Origin of the sequence: Lacticaseibacillus yichunensis (assembly GCF_003946405.1) — a bacterium.
Lineage (GTDB): Bacteria > Bacillota > Bacilli > Lactobacillales > Lactobacillaceae > Lacticaseibacillus > Lacticaseibacillus yichunensis.
In genome coordinates this window covers 133738-152777 of the sequence record NZ_RHOG01000001.1, presented here as the reverse complement: position 1 = coordinate 152777, position 19040 = coordinate 133738, and the positions used below count along the sequence as shown (strand labels likewise).

The window sequence follows — 19040 nt, the reverse complement described above, 5'->3', positions numbered from 1 at the left end:
CTGGCACGCGCTCACTCCCTTTTTAAAAACAACACATTGTCGATTTGTGTTCATTTTGGGCGAAAATCAACACGTTTGATGAATCTGTTTATTGCAACTGGCCCATAGACAATCATATACTTGGGCCATCAACAAATCAACGTGTTGTTCATTTTTAAAAAAACAGGAGTGAGCGAAATGAGTTACATCGACGTCAAGCACAGCACCAAACGTTACCAAATGGGCGAGACCGAGATTCTTGCCAACAACGATGTCAGCTTTCAGATCGAAAAGGGGGAGCTGGCAATCATCCTCGGCGCATCCGGCGCAGGAAAGTCCACGATCTTAAACATTCTCGGTGGCATGGACACCAATAGTAGCGGGGATGTCATTATCGATGGCCAGAATATCTCCCATTTTTCCTCCCGTGAACTGACGGCATATCGGCGCACAGACATCGGGTTCGTCTTCCAGTTCTACAACCTGGTCCCGAACCTCACCGCTAAGGAAAATGTGGAGCTGGCCTCCGAGATTGTGGAAGGCGCCCAGGACCCGACGCAGACGCTGATCGACGTCGGGCTGGCGAAGCGCATCGACAATTTTCCCGCGCAACTGTCCGGCGGCGAACAACAGCGTGTCGCGATCGCCCGGGCCGTGGCGAAAAATCCCAAGATCCTGCTTTGCGATGAACCGACCGGCGCGCTGGATTATGAGACGGGCAAGCAGGTCCTCCAGATCATTCAGGACATGGCCCGTAAGCACGGTTCGACCGTGATCGTAGTGACGCATAACGCGGCGATCGCGCCGATCGGGGATCGCGTGATTCACATGCGCGATGCCAAGGTCTCCCAGATCACGCAAAACACGCATCCGGCGGCGATCGAAAACATTGAATGGTAGGTGAGACAGCGTGACGAAGCATATTTTATGGAAAGACATTTGGCAGGCGATCGGCAAGTCCAAAGGGCGGTTTCTGTCGATTGCGGGCTTGATGGCGATCGGGTCGTTTGCGCTCGTCGGCCTGAAAGTCGCAGGCCCCGACATGCGGGCGACCGGCGCCGACTATGCGAACCGCTTGAATGTTGCGGATGTAACGGTGATCGGCGATTACGGGCTCGATCAAAGCGACCAGGCGAAACTCAAAGCGGTGAAGGGCACCTCGAAGGTCGAATACGGCTATCTGAAAGATGTGACCATCAAGGGAAAAACCACCAGCCTCCGCCTTTTCAGCAAGCCCAGCACCATTTCGACCTACGACGTCAAAGCCGGGCGGATGCCGACTGCGGTCAATGAGGTCGCCTTGGACGCCGAGTATCAGGGCCAATACAAGCTCGGCGACACCCTGCGCGTCACGGAAAAAGCGGATGCGACCGGCGCTAAAGTCCTGCGGCGCACCAAGTTCAAGATCGTCGGCTTCGTGTCCTCCGGTGAGATTCTGTCCTCGGTCAACATGGGTGAGACCACAGCCGGCACCGGCGAGCTGAATGGTTATGCGGTGATTCTGCCCAGCGCCTTTGACTCGGATGTCTACATGCTGGCGCGGATGCGGTTCACCGATCTGAAGACCGTCGATCCATACGGCAACACGTACAAGGACCGCCTGCAGACGCACAAGACCGCGATCGACAAGGCGCTGAAGACGCAACCGAAAAATCGTCTCGCGCAACTTCAAACTGAGGCGGAAACGACGATTGCAAGCAATCAGGCCAAACTCGATGCGGCGGCCAAAAAATTGTCCGATACGCAGGCCAAGCTCCAAGCCGGCCGGCGCCAGCTCGATGCAGGGCAGGCGGAACTGACGGCCAAGCAAAAAGCGCTGACCACGCAGGTGACGGCGGCGCAAAAGAAACTCGATGACGGCGCCGCGCAACTGAAAACCGCGGCTGCCAAATTGAGTGCTGCGAAGCAACAACTGGCTCAGGCTGACACAAAGCTCAGGGCCGGCGCCCAAGAACTAGCGACCAAACGCGATGAACTGGCGAAGGCCGAGGCGAAGCTGGCGACGGCCCAAAAGCAGCTCACCGCCGCCGCAGCGCAACTCAAAACGGCCAAGCAGCAGTTGACTACCGGCCAGCAGACCATCGCCAAGACCCAAGCCACGCTGACCAGCAAAAAGAAGCAACTGACCGCTGCCAACACGCAATACAAGACCGGCCTCGCGCAATTGCAGGCGGCCGTCGCCCAGCTGGAAAAACAGCTCGCGCAATCGGGCCTCAGCGCGACCCAGCAGGCGCAACTGACTGCTCAACTCAAGGCGACCCAAGCCAACCTAACCGCCACCCAGCAGGCCTATGCCACCTTCCAGTCGGGCACCTATGACCCTGGCATGGCGCAGATCGCGGCAGGCACCAATCAGTTGGCCGCGGCGAAGTCCGAGCTCGCGCAAAAACAGAAACAGTATGATGCCAGCGAGGCGCGTTACCAGACTCAGCGCACCGCGTATCCGCAAGGCAAAGCCAAGGCGGCCACTGCCCAAACGCAGATCACCCAAGGCGCCAAAACACTCGCCGCCAGCCAACAGTTGTATGAAAAGAACTTGGCCACGTACAACGCCGGCCTCAAAGAGTACCAGGCGAAGACGGCCGAATTGGCACAGGGCAAGGCCACACTGGCCACCCAGAAGCAAAGCGGCGAAGCCCAGCTGGCGGCTGCCAAAAAGACGCTTGCAAGCAAAGAGCAGACCTACAAGAAAGGCGCAGCCGATTTTGCCAAGCAGGCCCCAGCCGCCCGCGCCGAGATCAAATCAGGGGAAACCAAACTTGTAGCCGCCAAGAAGCAAGTCAAACAGCTGGCCCTGCCGACCTATACCGCGTACAGCCGCCGCGAGATGCCCGGCGGAATCGGGTACAAGACGTACACCACGGTTTCCGAGATCATCGATGCGCTGGCCAATGTGTTCCCAATCTTCCTGTACTTTGTGGCCGCGCTGGTGACCTTCACCACGATGGGCCGCTTTGTCGATGAGGAGCGCATCAACGCAGGGACATTGCGGGCGCTGGGCTACGAGCCAAAAGACGTCACGCGCAAATTCACCGTGTACGGGTTTGCCGCCAGCATGCTCGGCACGCTGATCGGCGTCGCGGCGGGCCATACCCTGTTGCCTCTGATCGTCTATAACGCCTACAGCGACGGGTTCACCTTGCCGCGGATCACGTTGGCCTTTCATCCCTGGGTGACCCTGGCGGCGATCGCGCTGGCTCTTCTGTCTGCGGTGTTGCCGGCCTATCTCAGCGCAAAAGGGGAGCTCGCGGCCAATCCGGCGGAACTGCTTTTGCCAAAGCCGCCGGTCGCCGGGTCTAAGATCTTCCTGGAGCGCATCACGCCCGTATGGAATCATTTGAGCTTCACCCATAAAGTGACGGCGCGCAATACTTTTCGCTACAAGAAGCGCATGCTGATGACCATCTTCGGCGTGGCCGGCGCGGTGGCGCTGCTGCTGACCGGCTACAGCGTCCGTGCGTCGATCGGTGGGATGAGCCAGACGCAATTCGGCGGCATCATCCATTACGACATGATCGTCGCCAAGAATAGTGGGCTGACGTCGGCCGAGACGCGCGAATTCGCAAAGCAGGCGGAAAGTGACGCCATCAAGTCCACCAAGGCGATTCACTACGAATCCCTCAGCAAGGTCGCCGGGAAAAATAATGACAGTCAGGCCATCACTTTGATCGTCCCTCAGACCACGGCGAAATTTGAGCAATATGTCGAGACCCGAAACCGCAAAACGCAAACGGCGCTGCCGCTCCAGTCAAGCGGCGCGATCATCTCGGAGCGGCTGGCCAACCTGGTCGGCGCCAAAGTCGGCGACACGATCAGCTTCAAGGACGCCAGCGATGTGACCCGCCACGTGACCATCAGTGGCATCACCGAAATGTACATGGGCCACTTCATGATCATGAGCCGCACCGCCTATGAAAAAGCCTTTGCGACGGACTACACGACCAATGGCGAGCTGGTCATCCTCAAGAATCGCAGTCAGGCAAACGTCGAGGCCCAAGCAGCCAAGTTCATGGCTTTGTCGGCAACGGCGGGTGTCGTGCAAAATACGACGCTGACCAATCAGATCGACACGATCGTTAAATCTCTCAACAAGATCATGCTGGTCCTGATCATTGTCGCGGGCCTGCTCGGGGTCGTGATTCTCTACAACCTGACCAACATCAACGTGTCTGAGCGGATTCGCGAGTTGTCCACGATCAAGGTCCTCGGCTTCTTTGACAATGAGGTCACGATGTATATTTACCGCGAGACAATTTTGCTGACGGGCATCGGCATTCTGGTCGGCTTTGGCATCGGGGATGTGCTGTTCCGCTACATCCTGGCCGTGGTGCCGCCCGATGAAGTCATGTTCAACCCGGCGCTGGTCGGCACAAGCTTCCTGTGGCCGACGCTGTTGATCGCCGTGATCACTGCGGTGCTTGGCTGGGTCGTCAGTCGCACCCTGAAAAATGTGGACATGCTGGCCGCCCTGAAGTCGGTCGATTGAGTTCACCATAAGGACGCAAACGCGCGCATCCCTCAAATGGGGGTGCGCGCGTTTGCAAGTTCAGTAAGATTCTATTTTTCCAAGACTTCGCGGCCCAGAAAAGCTCTCGGCTATGCTAAAATCAACGCGGAGGCTCTTATGACACAACCTTTGCTTTCGGTGATCATGCCCGTATATAACGCACAAAAATACCTTGAGGCGGCGCTGGACAGTTTGCTTGCCCAAGATTATCTCAATTTCGAGGCGCTACTCATCGACGATGGCTCGACGGATGAAACGCCGGGAATCCTCGATGCCTACGCGACGGCCGATGCACGCCTGCAAGTGAGTCATGTGCCCAACCGCGGCCAGGCAATCGCGCGCCAAGTCGGGTTGAACCAGGCCCGCGGCGCCTACATCACCTTTATGGATAGCGATGACATGGTGCTGCCCAACTGGCTGTCGACCATGCAAAATGCGATCGGGGAGGCCGACATTGCGGCGGTCAATCATTACGCCTACTGGAATCCTGCGGCCAGATTCAGCCGCCCCTTTCATGCCCCGACCTTTTCGGCGACAGGCGATGAGATGTATCGGTTGTGGCTGGAGGACAAGGAAATGCGCGGCTACTTGTGGGATAAATTATTTGCCGCCCATCTGTTTGAGCCGCCGCTGCCCGTTGCGGATTTCAATTTGATGGAAGACGCGTTTTTGATCGGCCAGCTCCTGCCGCGGGTCAGCCGCATCAATTTTGTCGACGAGCCGGTCTATCAGTACCGCATCAACCTCGGCAGCACGGTGCACACGGGCTTCAAGCGCAGCGACCTCGAAGCGATTCACCAACTCGGTGCGATGTACCTGCAAGTGGCCGAGGCCAAGCCAGCCCTGACGCCGATCGCGGTGCGAAAATACGCCTCGCTGAGCCTGTTTGTGCTGTCGAAAATGAACGCGGCGCAACTCGTCCATCATTGGGGCTATGTCCAGCAGCTCGGCCGCGTGCTTCAGGAATACCGGCGCGTGTTTGCCGACGAGGTGGATGCCAAGGAAGCCGCCGAGCTGGAAAACGGGCCGCAAGCGACACCGAGTTTGCGCGCGCGGCTGGCCGCCTGGTCCACCCTGATCGGTCCGCCATCGCCGCTTGAAGAGGAGATCGCCAAGGAAAAACAAGCGGAGCTTTGATATCGATCAGCCGGCTTGACGCTGATCCATTGAGCGGTGCCATGAAATGCACTTAAAGAGGCGGCCGAGCAATGCGCTCGCCGCCTCTTTGTGTGCCTTCAGTTAGCTTGGATCGATGCCAGGGGCTTCATCCAGTTCGGCTTTCAGCATCCAGATCTTCTTTTCGATGTCGCCCTTGAAGCCGATGAAGATGTCTTGGCTCACATCGTCGTGTTCGTCGCCGCTCACGTCGATGCCGCGCTGGTAAGTATCCGCCAGCCGGCTGTACGCCGTCGCCAAGCCGCGCAGGCGCTCCGGGGTGGCCACGCCCCATTCGCCGGGTTCATCGGCCATCGTCGTGTGGTCGGCGAATTCCTTGAGGCTGGCATATGGCGAGCCGTCCAGCGTGATCAGCCGTTCGGAAACGACGTCGAGCTGGTCGTTGAGCTCATCCATATACTTGTCCATCAGGGGATGCAGCTTCAGAAAATTCGGGCCGCGCATGTACCAGTGCACCTGATGCACGTGGACCGCCAGCGCGCTGAGATCGGCGACAAGCTGGTTCAAAACAAGTTTGGTTTGAGAATATGACATAGTGATCCTCCTTTTCTTCTATTATATCTGGTTTCAAAATCGGTGGGCTAGCAGAATGACTTCGCCGCATACTGGACCAAGGCGCTGAGGCAAGGGGGAAGCCTGTGGCATAAGGGTGCGTCGCGCGGCGTTCAGGTCTGAGCAGCTAACAGGGGCTGGTGCTTGGGGGCTGAACTTAGCCCCGAGTGCCGGGCCCAGTTAGATGCCTCAGACCTGAACGCGAAGTCCAATAGGGAGGGCCCCCAGCCCGGTCAGCAGCCCCGCGTCAGAAACAGCACAAGCGACAACCAATAGCGCCAAACTCGACCGTTTCTCACTTCGAGAGCCCTTCCGCGATCTGATCCAGGTTCCACTTCATCATGTCATAGTAGTTATCGCCTTGTTGACCCGGCGCCGCGATGGAGTCGGTGAACAGGGTCGCGTGAATCGGAATGCCCGTGTCTTTGGCAACGGTGGCCATTGGCTTGCCGTTGACGCTGCTTTCGACAAACAGCGATGGCGTCTTGGTTTTCTTGAGCTTGCGGACCAAAGTCGAGATCTGCGCCGGGGTGCCTTCTTCCTCCGTGTTGATTTCCCAGATATAAGCGGAAGGAATGTTGTAGGCCTTGCCAAAATACTTGAAGCAGCCTTCACTGGTGACGATCAGCTTTTTCGCGGCCGGGATCTTGTCGAATTTGGCCTGGGCCTCTTTATGTAGTTTTGCCAACTTGGTAGTGTAGGCCACCATATTGTTGTTGTAGAACGTCGCGTTTTTCGGATCGGCATCGCTTAAGTGCTTGGCGATATTCTGCGCGTAAATGATGCCGTTGCCGACGCTGAGCCAGGCATGCGGGTCGAGCTTGGCGGCTTCCTGTTTGCCCTGTAGGTGAATGACCTCAACGCCATCACTGACGGCAAAGGCCTTCTTTTGCGCCTTGGGACCTTCGTTGGCCATCATCTTGGTGAACCAGGCGCCAGGCGCATTTTCCAGATTGATGCCGTTGTACAAGATCACGTCGGCTTTGCCCGCAGCTGACACGTCAGCCGGTTTTGGGTCGTATTCATGGGGGTCTTGACCCACTGGGACGATGACGTGAATCGTCGCTTTATCCTTGGCGATGTTGTGGGCGATGTCGCCGATAATGGTATCCGTTGCGACCACCGAGACTTTTTTGGCCAGCATGGGTTTGGTGGCCTCAGATGTTTTGGGTTGGGCGTGGCCGCATGCAGCAAGGCCAATCAAGGCAGCCACAGCGGCGGTCAGGGGCAAGAGACGGGTCATTGATTTAAACATTTTTTCCTCCAAGAGGGCGCGTGATCAGGTGCTGTTTTTTCGAAAATGGAAAACAGACGACGAAGACCAGCGCGCCGAGAATGACGATACAAGAACCAACTGCAATGTTGTGGGTATAGCCGAATACTAAGCCGACCAGCGAAATCAGGCCGCCGAGCAGGCCCGAGGCGATGACCATCACCACCAGGCGGTCCGCAAATAGGTAGCAGGTCGCGGCCGGCGTGATCAATAAGGCGACGATCAAAATGGTGCCGACGCTTTGCATGGACACAACGGCCACCAGCGTCAGCATGATCATCAATAGAAAATGGTAAAAGTTCGTGCGGATGCCCATTGCCTGCGCCATCATGGGGTCAAAGGACGTCAGGCGCAGGCGCTTGAAAAATAGGCCCACCAGCACCAGGACCGCGGCGGCAATGCCCAGCGTCAGGTTGCGGTCGGCATCTTGGACGGCCAGGACATTGCCAAATAAAATGTGAAAGAGATTGGTGGTGGTGTGAACCAAGCCGATCAAGATCACGCCCAGCGCTAAAAACGTGCTGAAGGTGATGCCGATCGCGGTGTCGCTTTTGATTGCGCTGAATTGCTTGATCAACGTGATGATGGTCGCCGCCAAAATGCCGAATGCGGCCGCGCCGATCACCATCGGAATGTGCAACATGAAGGACAACGCGACGCCGGGCAACACGGCATGCGAGATCGCGTCACCCATCAAGGACAGGCCGCGCAAAATGATGAAACTGCCGATCACCCCGGCGACAATGCCGACTGCCACCGCGGTGATCAAGGCGTTTTGCAAAAAATGAAATTCTGCCAGGTCAGTGAAAAATAGCTGAAGCATCGGGCGCTCCTTTCTCGGCGGGCTGCGGCAGGCCGTATGTCGCTGCAAGATTGTCAGGGGTGAAGGTGGTCGCGACCGGCCCGGCGGCGATCAGCGCGCGGTTCAGCATCACGACCCAGTCAAAATAATCGGGCACCGTTTTGAGGTCGTGGTGCACGATCAAGATCGTTTTGCCGGCCCGTTTTTGCGCGCGCAACACGGCCATGATCGCCGCCTCGCTTTGCACATCGATGCCGACAAACGGTTCGTCGAGCACCAACAGTTGCGCGTTTTGCACGAGGCACCTGGCGATCAAAACGCGCTGGAGCTGGCCGCCAGACAGCTGACTCAAGGGCCGGGCCGCAAAATCGGCCATCTCGACCTGCGCCAGGGCCTGGGCGACGGCTTCCGTTGCGCCGCGCACGTGACCGAACGCATTTGCGTCGGCTTGGCGGCCCAGCGCCACGCATTCGCAGACCGTGATCGGAAACGTCAGATCCAGGCCACTTTTCTGCTGGACATACGCGACATGGCGCGCCACCGCATGTAAGTCCTGCTGGTCAAAAAGGGTACGGCCGCGATGGGGGATGAGCGACAGCATCGCTTTGATCAACGTGGACTTACCAGCGCCATTGGGACCAATGATGCTAACGAGGCAGCCGGCCGGCAGGGTGAATGACACGGACTGGAGCACGGGCTGGCCACGGGAATAACTGACGCTGAGTTGACGAGCTTCTAAAATGAGATCACCTCCCTTCCAAAACGTAACGAGTACGTTTTACGGAGCTTAGGCTATCCTAAACACCGATTGCCGTCAATGAAAAATATGATGAGAGGGCTTCTCATGCAGCGGCGATGACGGGTGACAGGGGATGCGATCACGAAAAACGGACCCGGGGCAGCGGTCTCGGGAGCACAAAAAAGGACGCAAACCGATTGTTTTCGGTTGACGTCCTAGTGAGGGCAATCAAGGCGAACTAAGATTGATGCCGCTTATTCATGAGCAGATACAACCCATCCAAAAGCACGGCCGCCACCACGGTCAGCGCAAGCACGGCCCCCGGCGCCTGCCACGAAACGGCGGTGACCCCGAGGCCAAGCAGCGACAGGCCGACCGTCAGAATCACATTCACTGAGATCGCGGCCCCGACCGCGCGACTAGGTGCACTGCGCCAAAATGGCCGGGCGGTGCGGGTGATCAGGATCGTCAGCATGGCACTATCGATCAAATAGTTGAACAGCAAGGTGCTCATGCCCCCGGCTGACATGCCGGCCAGGTGCAGCCCGATCAACAAGGCGAGCCCCAGGAACGTCCAGCCGGCGCCGAGGACGCTGGCCGTCCGCAACAGGCGGCGCTGGCCCCAGTTTTCGGGGCGATAGGTGATGGTGGTGCGATCCGTGCCCAGCACCAAGGTGACCAGGTCGTTCAAGATCGCGACCAGCACCATCGCATTCAGGGCCAGGGGGACGCGGCCAAACAACAAGACGCCCAGCGTTAAGAGAATCATCAGCTCAGCCGTCCGCGATAATTTGGTGATGGTCCAAGTCAGCATGCGTTGGTACACCCGGTGGCCACTATCGAGAATCGCGGTCAGAGGCGTCAGGCCGGGCGTGAGCAGGACGATTTTTGCGGCACGCTTGGCGATCGGCACCGCATTGGCCACCGCGACGCCGACTTCGGCCTGGCGCAGGGCAGGGGCGTCGTTGACCCCATCACCAGTCATCCCGACAATGTGGCCGGCCGCTTGAAGCCGCTTGACGATGGTCAGCTTGTCTTCCGCCCGCACCTCGGCGATGCCGGCCAACGCCGTCACATCGGCGGTGTCAGACAGGTCGGCGAATCGCGCGACTGCGCCATCGAGGCCGACCGCGCCGGCGATCTGCTGAGCGGTGGCCTTGTGATCACCGGACAGCATGATCACCTGCACGCCGCGGGTTCGCAGCGCCTGCACCGCCGCTTGGCTATCCGGGCGCAGCGTGTCGGCCAAAATGAAGACGCCGCACAACTCATCGTCGATCATCACGGCGAGGCTGCGGCCTGTTTTCAGCGCCGCGGCCGGCGTCTCGAATGTATTTTGCGCCAGCGCCGAAAGCTTGGCAAACGCGCCGAGCCGGACGACGCCAAGCGGGGTGATCGCCTGGGAATACCCGCGCGTCGCGTCAAACGCGGAAAAATCGGTCGCGGTTTGCGGCAGCGGTCCGGCAAAATCGCGCACGGCCTGTTCAAGCGGGCTCGGCGCGATCGGATCGCAGGCCAGCGCGGCTGCCTGGCGCACCTGGACATCCGGCCGCGCGCTGAGATTGAGAAACTGCTGGACCGAGGTCTTGTTGGCCGTTAGCGTTCCAGTTTTGTCGACCACGAGCACATCCATCGCTGCGGCTTCCTGAATGCCGACGAGGTCGCTCACCAAAATGTGCTGGTAGCTCAAGACATTGGCCTCCACCGAATTCGCGACGGCAAAGCTCGACGGCATCGCAATGGGGATGGTCGCGATGAACAGCATCGCCAAAAAAGGCAGCAGGCTGATCAAATTTTGCCCGCGCACCAAGGCGGCGACCAGTAAGATCACGACAAGCACGCTGTCGACGAGCGCCAGATCCTTGATCACCTGGCCAAGCAGCCGCTGGAGATGCCCAGGCGCGCTGGCCGTCGCAAGCAGCGTCTGTGTTTTCCCACTGCGGCTCTGGGCGCCCGTCGCCGTGACCGTCGCCAAGCAATCGCCAGTCAAGACCGCGGTGCCCGCGAAAATAGGGTCGTGTTGACCCCGAGTCACCGCTTCGGATTCACCGGTGATACTGCTTTCATCGAGCTGGATCGGACCGCCTGCCAGGAGCTGGGCATCCGCCGGGACGATCGCGCCGAGACGCAGGCGGATGAGGTCCCCGCGCACGAGCTCGCGGGCCGGGCGCACGCCCCACTTACCATCGCGCATCACGGTCGCGGACAGGGTCAGTTGCTGGGAGAGGCTTGCCAGGACGCGATGCGCGCGCCCGGCCTGAATCGCGCCATTCACCGCAGCAAATAGCAGCATCAAGACGATGAAGCCGGCCTGCACGGTTTTGCCTAGCAGAAGCTCAACGACCAGCGCCGCCTCCAAGATCCAGGCGGACGGCTCCCACAGCCGCGTCGCCACCGCACGCCAAAATGAATAAGGCGCCTCGGCGACCTCGTTGGGGCCATCCGCTTTCAAGCGGGCCGCTGCTTCTTGTTCACTTAATCCGGTATCTGCCATGTTGATCTCCTCCAAAAGAAAGGGGCCGCGTACTTGGCGCGACCCGCATCCTGCCTATTATCACAAAGGGCGTCGCCGCCCCGGCAGTACCGTCGCCCACACTCGGCGGCACTGCCCCAGCGGCGAGGCTGAGGTGAAACTGTTGCGCTCACGTGACATGAGCGATGAGATGGTTTCAGTTGGGCTCCGCGCGGCAGGTCTGAGACATTTAGGTACGCCCGTCACTCGGGGCGAAGTGCGCCCCAAGCGCCAGGCTAGCCTAGCTGCTCAGACCAGAGCGCCGCGCGCCGCACCCTTTTTTAATCAAGGGTCACATCATCGGGAAAATGGGCCAGGCGGGTGCTATCTTCGCCGAGCTCCTCTTCGATTCGAAGCAGCTGGTTGTATTTTTCAACACGTTCGGAGCGGGCCGGCGCACCGGACTTGAGCTGGCCGCCATTGACGGCAACGGTGAAGTCGGCCACGAAGGTATCGCCGGTCTCGCCGGAGCGATGGGAGATCATGGTCGTGTAGCCGTTCTTGCGGGATAGACGCACCGCCTCAAGCGTCTCGGAGACCGTGCCGATCTGGTTGAGCTTGATGAGGATAGAGTTCGCCATGCCTTTTTGAATCGCCTCGCGAATCAAGGCCGGGTTCGTGCAGACCGGATCATCGGCGACGATCTGAACGCGGTCGCCATACTTCTTCGTGAACTTGGCAAAATTGTCCCAGTCCTCTTCGCCAAATGGATCCTCGATCGAAATGATCTCTGGGAATTCATCGAGCAGATGAGCGTAAACATCGCTCATTTCATCTGGGGTGTAAGTCTTACCTTCGAAATCGTAGTTCTTGGTGTTGCGGTTGTAGAAATAAGAAGCCGCGGCATCAAAGGCGATGGCGATCTCTTTGCCAGGCACATAGCCGGCTTGGAGGATTGCTTCGTGCAACATCTTCAAGGCCTCTTCGGAGTTGTTCAGGTCTGGGGCAAAGCCACCTTCGTCGCCCAGACCGGTGGTGAAGCCGGCCTTTTAGATGACCTTCTTCAAGGTGTGATAGGTGTTGGCGATTTTTTCAAAACCGTCGCGGAAGCTGGTGCGCTCGACCGGGGTGATCATGAATTCCTGGAAGTCGATGCCGTTGTCCGCGTGCTCGCCGCCGTTGATGACATTGTGGAACGTTTGCGGCAATTCGATATCGGTACCGCCAAGATAACGATACAGCGGGGTGTGCAGCGCGTTGGCAGCCGCGCGGGCGGTGGCCATGGAAACACCCAAGATCGCGTTGGCGCCAAGGCGTGCCTTGTTCGGAGTGCCATCGAGTTCGATCATCAATTGGTCGATGTGACCCTGATTGAACGGATCTTGGCCCTTGAGTGCGGCATTGATCTCGGTGTTCACATTGTTGACCGCCTTGAGGACCCCTTTGCCTTGGAGCCGGTCGCCGCCATCGCGGAGCTCCACGGCCTCTTTTTCACCGGTGGACGCGCCTGATGGGACCTCGGCGCGGCCCAGCGTGCCATCAGACAAGATGACATCGGCCTCAACGGTTGGGTTGCCACGTGAATCGAAGATCTCGCGGGCTTTAACACTTTCAATGACTACTGACATAATGCAGCTCCTTCCGCTACCAAAAAGAAAAGACGCCTACCAGACCCGCACGTGTGCGGACCTAGTAGACGTCATCAATTGATAGTCAATTATTAATGGCGAACGTCATCGCCTATTCGTTTGTACATCCACAGGTTACACCCTCAACTGAAACCGTGCAAGGGAAAAAGGGACGCGGACGCCGCTTATCGCCGAGCAGGTAGTTCGAACGTCCATTAAAGCGTACAATCAAAGTAAGGCATATTTGGAAATAGACGTTACCTTCCGGGTTCAACTGGCTGGAGGCATGGAGGAAAACAAAATGAGTGTTGAACTACATCGCGCTTTTGGCTGATATGGTGTGATCAGAATCGATGGCCAGCTTGTCGTCATGAAAAAAAGCGGCGGGCCGTATCGAAATCGTTATGACCTTCCAGGCGGCAGTCTTGATGGACCGGAGCCTTTAGACAAAACAGTTTTGCGTGAGGTCCGCGAAGAGACTGGCTTGACTTGCCGAATCGACCGCCAGTTAGGAGCCGTCAGTTTTGTTTACCCCTGGGCCTACAAACGCTGGAATCTCAATCAGCACCTGTGCATTTTTTACTCGCTGACGGCTGAAGCGGGCGGCCTGCTAAGTGACCCCGTTCAGTTCCAGGGCCAAGATACGCTGGGCGCGCTTTTGATGCCACCGGATTCTCTGACGTTGGCAAACAGTTCGCCACTTGTGTTGTGGGCGGCGCGCTTCTTGACGACTGGCACCGCCAATCTGACCTCGCGTACCTTTCAGGAGTGGCCTGTTCTGGAACGGCCGGTTTGGAACTGAGGGCAGCTTGGACGATCTCGGAGGTCATACGCAAGTGAGCCCCAGGGCGAAAAAATGAATCGGGACGCGGAATCCCGCTACCCCGGTCGATGAGCAATAGGAGTATTCGCCGCATGGCCAGGTACCTGCGAACGACTCAGAGGCGCCACTGTATTTTTACAAAAATAAAGGAGAAGCCTCATCTGAAGCCGATCTGTTCAGAGCTCTTTCAGATGAGTCAGATGACCATATGAGAAACTCATTTCGAATCATATGCAAGATTCCGATCTTTTGGGTGATTGTGCTCTCGATCACCGGGACGCAATTCTGCAACGCGTTTCTCGCGATTCTGACGCAACGACTGCTGGATGCGGCGTTGCGTCGGAATGGTCAAGCGATTGGCCTCCTTTGTGGTATTTATGCACTCAGTTTTATTGCGATCGTCTTGTTTGATTTTCTCTCCCAATATTATTCTCGTGGGCTTCGGACGCGTCTTTTGGTAAGCATGCAAGCGAGGTTGAGTCATCGCTTGTTAACGATGAGTATCACGGCCTTTCAAAAACATCAGACGACTCGTTATCAGAATGCCTACACGACCGAAATTGAATCGATCGTCGATGATATGTTGATGCCGGTTGTTGGCATCATCCAAGGGGTCACTGGCTTTGGGTTTAGCCTCGCTGCGTTGAGTTATCTGGATCCTGTTTTGATGGGTGTTGTTTTGGCCGCCAGTGTGCTGCCCCTTGTCATTCCGTTGTTGTTCCGGAAGTCGATCTCCCAGCGAAAACAGACGATGACCTCCTCAAAAGAAGCGAACTGGCGGGCTTTTTCCAACATTTTAAATGGGCATCGCATCATCAAGATTTTTAAGAGTGAGCCTCAGTTTCAAACACATATGGCCACTGCCAACAGTCGTTTTTACGACGCCTTCAAACGGTATGTCATAGTTACTGTGACGGCCAATGTTCTTGGTGGATTCTTTTTCTACATTTCAAGCCTGGCAGTCTTGGGAATCGGTGGGCTCCGAGCACTGCAAGGTATCATTTCGCCGGGGACTATTGCCGGGGTGCTACAACTCAATGACCAGGTGACTTATCCCATCCAGATCATCGCAGATAATATCAAGGACATTATGGGAACGAAGACGGTGTACGAGGATTTTGAGTCATTGATGCTCGGTGCCACTGAGTCGCATGAGAAATTGCCGATTACCGGCCGTGATGACGCGCTCAGATTGCAAGATCTCAGCTTCCAAAGAGGCGATGAACGCATCATTGACGACCTGACGCTGACACTTTTTCCGGGAGACCGCTACTTATTGACTGGGGCGTCTGGGGCGGGGAAAAGTACGTTACTGAATTTGATCAAAGGCAATCTCGTGCCATCGGGTAGGACTGTCACTTGCCAAAGGAGACTGAACAAGCGGACATTGTGCTACTTGATGAGACACGCTTTGTATTTGAGGCCAGCGCGCGCGACAATATTTCCCTTTTTCACAAAACGGGGAATGTGCCGATGACGGCTTGGATCAGTGAGGCAGACCTGGCGAATAAAATCGAGTCGCCGGTCAATGAGCTCTCGGAGGGCCAAAAACAACGGCTTGCCCTTCTGCGCGCAAAATTTTTCCAGTCAAAAATACTGTTGTTGGATGAAGCGACCTCGGCTTTGGACCCGGTCAATCAACAGCGATTGTTGTCATTGCTGCTGGATGGCTATTCTGGAATCGTGATCAGTGTGACTCATGATGTCAGTCCAATCGATTTGGCGCTGTTCACTCACCAAATTACGCTCGAAAATGGCAGGATCACGGGCTCAACCACAATCTGAGAAACCGAGACCCGTTGGCATCCATCCTTGCCACCGCCGCGCTCACTGTGTATACTAAAACGCATCTAAATGGCGAAGGTGTTCGCCTAAACGTTTGAGTTGATGACACCTATCCCAGTCGATTGGGGTAGGTGTCTTTATTTTGGGAAGGGGATCTAAATGTCTACGCACCTGAAAAATGATCTGGCAGTCTTCCTTGGTGGCGCGCTGGGCGGGGGCCTGCGCTTTGCGGTCAGCCAGCGCCTCCATGATAGCGACACCTTATTGGGCACCACCAGCGTCAATCTGCTCGGCAGTTTTTTGCTGGTGCTATTGACGTACGGCATCGCCATGCAATTCGACCTGCCCGAAACGCTGATCTTGGCGCTTGGCACGGGGCTGATCGGCGGCTTCACCACATTTTCATCGCTGCTGCTGAACGTGGCGAATCTGCTGGCGGATCGGCCGGCACAGGCGCTGGGCTTGCTGGCCGTGAATCTGGTCGGCGGCTTGCTGGCCAGCGCGCTGGGGTACCTGCTTGCGCGGCGCATCACGCATGACGGGGTGAAAATATGGTGATCGCGGTGGCAGCGGCGGCCGGTTGCGGTGCCGTGGTGCGTTATGAGGTGACGATCTGGGGAAAAAAGCGGTGGCCAAACTTGCCATTGGCGACGCTGCTGGTCAATCTCCTGGGCGCTTTTCTTGCCGGTACATTTTTCGGGTTATTTGCCACATGGGGCGGGTCGGTGATCCTGCTGGCCGGCTTTTGCGGCGGCCTCACCACATTTTCCACCTACATGACCGAGACCTTTATTCTGTTGAAAAATCGGCGGTGGGGCGCGGCACTATCCTATTGGCTAGGCAGCGTGGCGCTGGGCGGCGGCGCACTGGTGCTCGGTATGTTGCTGGGTAAGTGGGTCGGGTAGGCGGGCCGAGAGAGAAGTATGTAAAAACCGAGGCAGGGTGAGCGCCTCGGCTTTTTGTATAGGTTATTGCGGCGGTGTGGCGGAATCTGTGGTCCCGTCTTCTGGCTTCTTGTCGGAGACAGTTGGCGATTCGTTGGGCGCTAACTTAGATGCAGGGGTGCTTGATCGCACTTCGGACTCTGACTTTGAAATCAGGTCACTGGGCTTGTCCCCAGCTTCTGACTTTGTGCCCAAGTCAGGCACCTTTTCCTCAGTCGTTGGCTTGGCCTCAGCAGGGTTTGGCGCTTCCCCAATCGCTGGTTTTGAGTCGGACCCAACTGGCTCTTTAGCGGCTTCTAGTCGCCGGAAATCATCTTCTCCGAGCATGATCTTGCTCTTGTACGACCGGCTATGCGGCATTCCGATGGCGCTCCTATCACCAGTCGGGACGCCATCTTCGCGATCCTTCCACCACAAAAACAGCTGGTGGCGATAGACGGGATCTTTGATGCGATATTCGTTGTACGGCATCCGATCGTCAGTGATCTCGGAAGAATCGACATCATTAAGCGAAAGACCAATGATCAACGTGCGTTCCCGTGGCTTTGGTGCGGGTTGTGCCTGATACCGCGTCCATACTTGGCGCTGCCGCGAAAGCAATCGGCCAAGTGGACCTGTGGCTTTTTTACCATACTGGCCAGCCGCGCGGACTTCACTGGCTTGCATTGCCTCGAACGTGCCCTTACCTGATGCAAATTGTTTGGCGGCTTCCACCACTGGCTTGCCATTCTTTTGATCACGGGCAAAGTTTTGTGCGGCTAGAACAAGCTGATCACGCGCGGATGCTTTCTGTTTTTCCCAGTTTTGCACCGCCTCTGCAGAATAGATCACCATTCGAGCTAGCGTGACCGGGTGTTGGGGGCCAAGCTGGTCGCCCACGTTGACGTTGCGTGCGATGAAGTCCGTGGAAAACGGCATCAGCGCCTCTTCGGTATCGAGATCGACATCTTGTGCATACGTTTTCACCACACTAAGCTTGAAGTGAACGAAATCTCGCGGAACGAACTAACCGCTCGCATTTTGGACGTACTCAGTGACACCACCGATAATGGTCGCTGAAAGGTCGGCTTGAAACGCTTTTTCGGCCATAATTAGCATCTCCTATCGAAATTAGCTTTGCGGCTGAAAATGGTGTTGTTTCAGATCCTGAGGCAGATCACCTTCTTCGAAAAATGGCACATGATTGCGCGCGCGGTAAGTGGCCTCGCCCTGAAGCCGCTCGATCAGCCGCGTGAGCTTGGCCTCATAATCAAGATTTGGTTTCTCAATGAAATTTGGATCGACCCAGCCGTCGAGTTTCGCCTGATACAACCAGTCGCCAGGCTTGGCATTGAGCAAAAGCGGCACCGGCGCCCCGTTTTTGGCATCGTCCGCTTCGATGAGGGCGAGCTCGGCCCGCCGCTTTGCGACCAACTCGTGCGACAGGCCGCCTCGGTAGGGTTTGACGAGCTTTGTTTGAAGGTCATAAAGCTGGTCGAGGGTCAGCTCGGAATTCGTGTAACGCAGATAGAGACGATCGAGCCGGGTGAGGTCACGCGGGGCGAGGTCTTTTGCTTTCTTGAGGCGGCCAAGCCAGCTCGCTTCGATCCGCATCATTTCCTTTGCTGTAGCTGCCTGGCGAGTCAGCCGCCATTTGGTCTGTGGCATGGATACTGAGAGATAGGCCGCCGCGACTTTACCAGTGAAACTGTTCATCCCGGCGATATCCATCCTGAAGATGTCTCGTCGAAGTAGGGCTGGGGTCACGTCGATATAGACAATGATCGAGTCAATTGGAAGCCGGGACTCGTCTGCGCCGGCTTGCATCCAGTCGGCGCCAATCTTTACATAGACGCCTGTTGTGACGTGGCTGGTCACAGGGTCGATCATGTCCGCTTTGACGATGCCGAGAATCCAGCCATACAACGTGATGATCTGCTTTTGGGTCGCCATTTTGATCACTCCTTTCCTGGTTTGCCAAAAAGTTTAGACCGAATAGCGTTATTTGTCATTCAATTGGCTTGTGAAATTTGTATAGATCGAAAAACTCATATGTATCTAGAACCTAGGCTGCTAACTGAGACAAACACGATGATAATTGGGAGCAACGAGGGAACCCCTCTTTTTGTTGCAAGAAATAATTAAGCGAGATCGGCGAAAAAAGATTCACAAAACAGTTGACGATAGCGTTTTCTGGCGTTATACTGTTTTCGACACTGAGAGGCGTGGAGGAGCTTGCCACGAGTTCTCTCCCAGCGTCGGTCAGTCCGGCGGGAGCCAACCCGCGACCCACCCCGAGCGACGCAATGACGGTTACCTGCAGTAAGGGGGTGACCCAAAGGGCTTAAACGGACCCGGTACTGGGAAGTACCGGAAAAATGTACCACCCAATTTCTAACTG

13 protein-coding genes, 2 pseudogenes and 1 riboswitch are annotated in these 19040 nt (G+C 56.9%); of the genes and pseudogenes, 7 read left to right on the top strand and 8 right to left on the bottom strand.

Annotated elements, in window-relative coordinates; genetic code table 11:
* Positions 1-177: 177 nt before the first annotated feature.
* The 3 genes from EKM95_RS00665 to EKM95_RS00655 all read left to right on the top strand — a co-directional run bounded on the left by EKM95_RS00665 (position 178) and on the right by EKM95_RS00655 (position 5623).
* The gene (locus tag EKM95_RS00665; RefSeq protein WP_125695904.1) at positions 178-879 is read left to right on the top strand and encodes an ABC transporter ATP-binding protein; all 702 of its coding nucleotides are present in this window, start codon (positions 178-180) and stop codon (positions 877-879) included.
* A gap of 10 nt (positions 880-889) precedes the next feature.
* Complete coding sequence (locus EKM95_RS00660) at positions 890-4465, top strand: FtsX-like permease family protein (RefSeq protein WP_125695903.1); 3576 nt, start codon at positions 890-892, stop codon at positions 4463-4465.
* 138 nt (positions 4466-4603) lie between these two features.
* A complete protein-coding gene (locus tag EKM95_RS00655) occupies positions 4604-5623 on the top strand; it encodes a glycosyltransferase family 2 protein (protein ID WP_125695902.1) in 1020 nt (339 codons plus the stop codon).
* A 102-nt stretch (positions 5624-5725) separates the two neighbouring features.
* Here the strand turns inward: EKM95_RS00655 and EKM95_RS00650 are convergent, their stop codons facing one another.
* The 6 genes and pseudogenes from EKM95_RS00650 to eno all read right to left on the bottom strand — a co-directional run bounded on the left by EKM95_RS00650 (position 5726) and on the right by eno (position 13108).
* Complete coding sequence (locus EKM95_RS00650; protein WP_125695901.1) at positions 5726-6196, bottom strand: Dps family protein; 471 nt, start codon at positions 6194-6196, stop codon at positions 5726-5728.
* Positions 6197-6509: 313 nt separating this feature from the next.
* Positions 6510-7457, bottom strand: a complete 948-nt coding sequence (locus EKM95_RS00645; RefSeq protein ID WP_191988579.1) for a metal ABC transporter substrate-binding protein — start codon at positions 7455-7457, stop codon at positions 6510-6512.
* 4 nt (positions 7458-7461) lie between these two features.
* Positions 7462-8310, bottom strand: coding sequence for a metal ABC transporter permease (locus EKM95_RS00640; RefSeq protein ID WP_125695899.1), 849 nt, complete (start codon positions 8308-8310; stop codon positions 7462-7464).
* Entirely contained in the window at positions 8288-9031 is a 744-nt protein-coding gene (locus tag EKM95_RS00635) for a metal ABC transporter ATP-binding protein (RefSeq protein ID WP_125695898.1), read from the bottom strand. The genes EKM95_RS00640 and EKM95_RS00635 overlap by 23 nt, the downstream gene beginning before the upstream one ends.
* A gap of 235 nt (positions 9032-9266) precedes the next feature.
* Positions 9267-11522, bottom strand: coding sequence for an HAD-IC family P-type ATPase (locus tag EKM95_RS00630; protein ID WP_125695897.1), 2256 nt, complete (start codon positions 11520-11522; stop codon positions 9267-9269).
* A gap of 299 nt (positions 11523-11821) precedes the next feature.
* Positions 11822-13108 (bottom strand): annotated as a pseudogene (eno, locus tag EKM95_RS00625) (phosphopyruvate hydratase).
* 58 nt (positions 13109-13166) lie between these two features.
* A riboswitch (Fluoride riboswitch) is annotated at positions 13167-13230 on the bottom strand.
* A gap of 218 nt (positions 13231-13448) precedes the next feature.
* Between eno and EKM95_RS00620 the strand changes: the two are divergent.
* From EKM95_RS00620 to EKM95_RS00600, 4 genes and pseudogenes are all read left to right on the top strand, one after another.
* On the top strand, positions 13449-13910 hold the full coding sequence (locus EKM95_RS00620; protein ID WP_225423097.1) for an NUDIX domain-containing protein: 462 nt from the start codon (positions 13449-13451) through the stop codon (positions 13908-13910).
* 229 nt (positions 13911-14139) lie between these two features.
* Positions 14140-15716 (top strand): annotated as a pseudogene (locus tag EKM95_RS00615) (ABC transporter transmembrane domain-containing protein).
* 159 nt (positions 15717-15875) lie between these two features.
* Positions 15876-16274 (top strand): fluoride efflux transporter FluC, encoded by a 399-nt coding sequence (locus tag EKM95_RS00605; RefSeq protein ID WP_125695894.1) that lies wholly within the window; start codon positions 15876-15878, stop codon positions 16272-16274.
* On the top strand, positions 16268-16621 hold the full coding sequence (locus EKM95_RS00600) for a fluoride efflux transporter FluC (protein WP_125695893.1): 354 nt from the start codon (positions 16268-16270) through the stop codon (positions 16619-16621). The genes EKM95_RS00605 and EKM95_RS00600 overlap by 7 nt, the downstream gene beginning before the upstream one ends.
* 63 nt (positions 16622-16684) lie before the next feature.
* Here EKM95_RS00600 and EKM95_RS00595 read toward each other — a convergent pair whose 3' ends face one another.
* Complete coding sequence (locus EKM95_RS00595) at positions 16685-17626, bottom strand: hypothetical protein (protein ID WP_125695892.1); 942 nt, start codon at positions 17624-17626, stop codon at positions 16685-16687.
* 144 nt (positions 17627-17770) lie between these two features.
* Positions 17771-18592, bottom strand: a complete 822-nt coding sequence (locus EKM95_RS00590; protein WP_125695891.1) for a hypothetical protein — start codon at positions 18590-18592, stop codon at positions 17771-17773.
* Positions 18593-19040 lie beyond the last annotated feature (448 nt).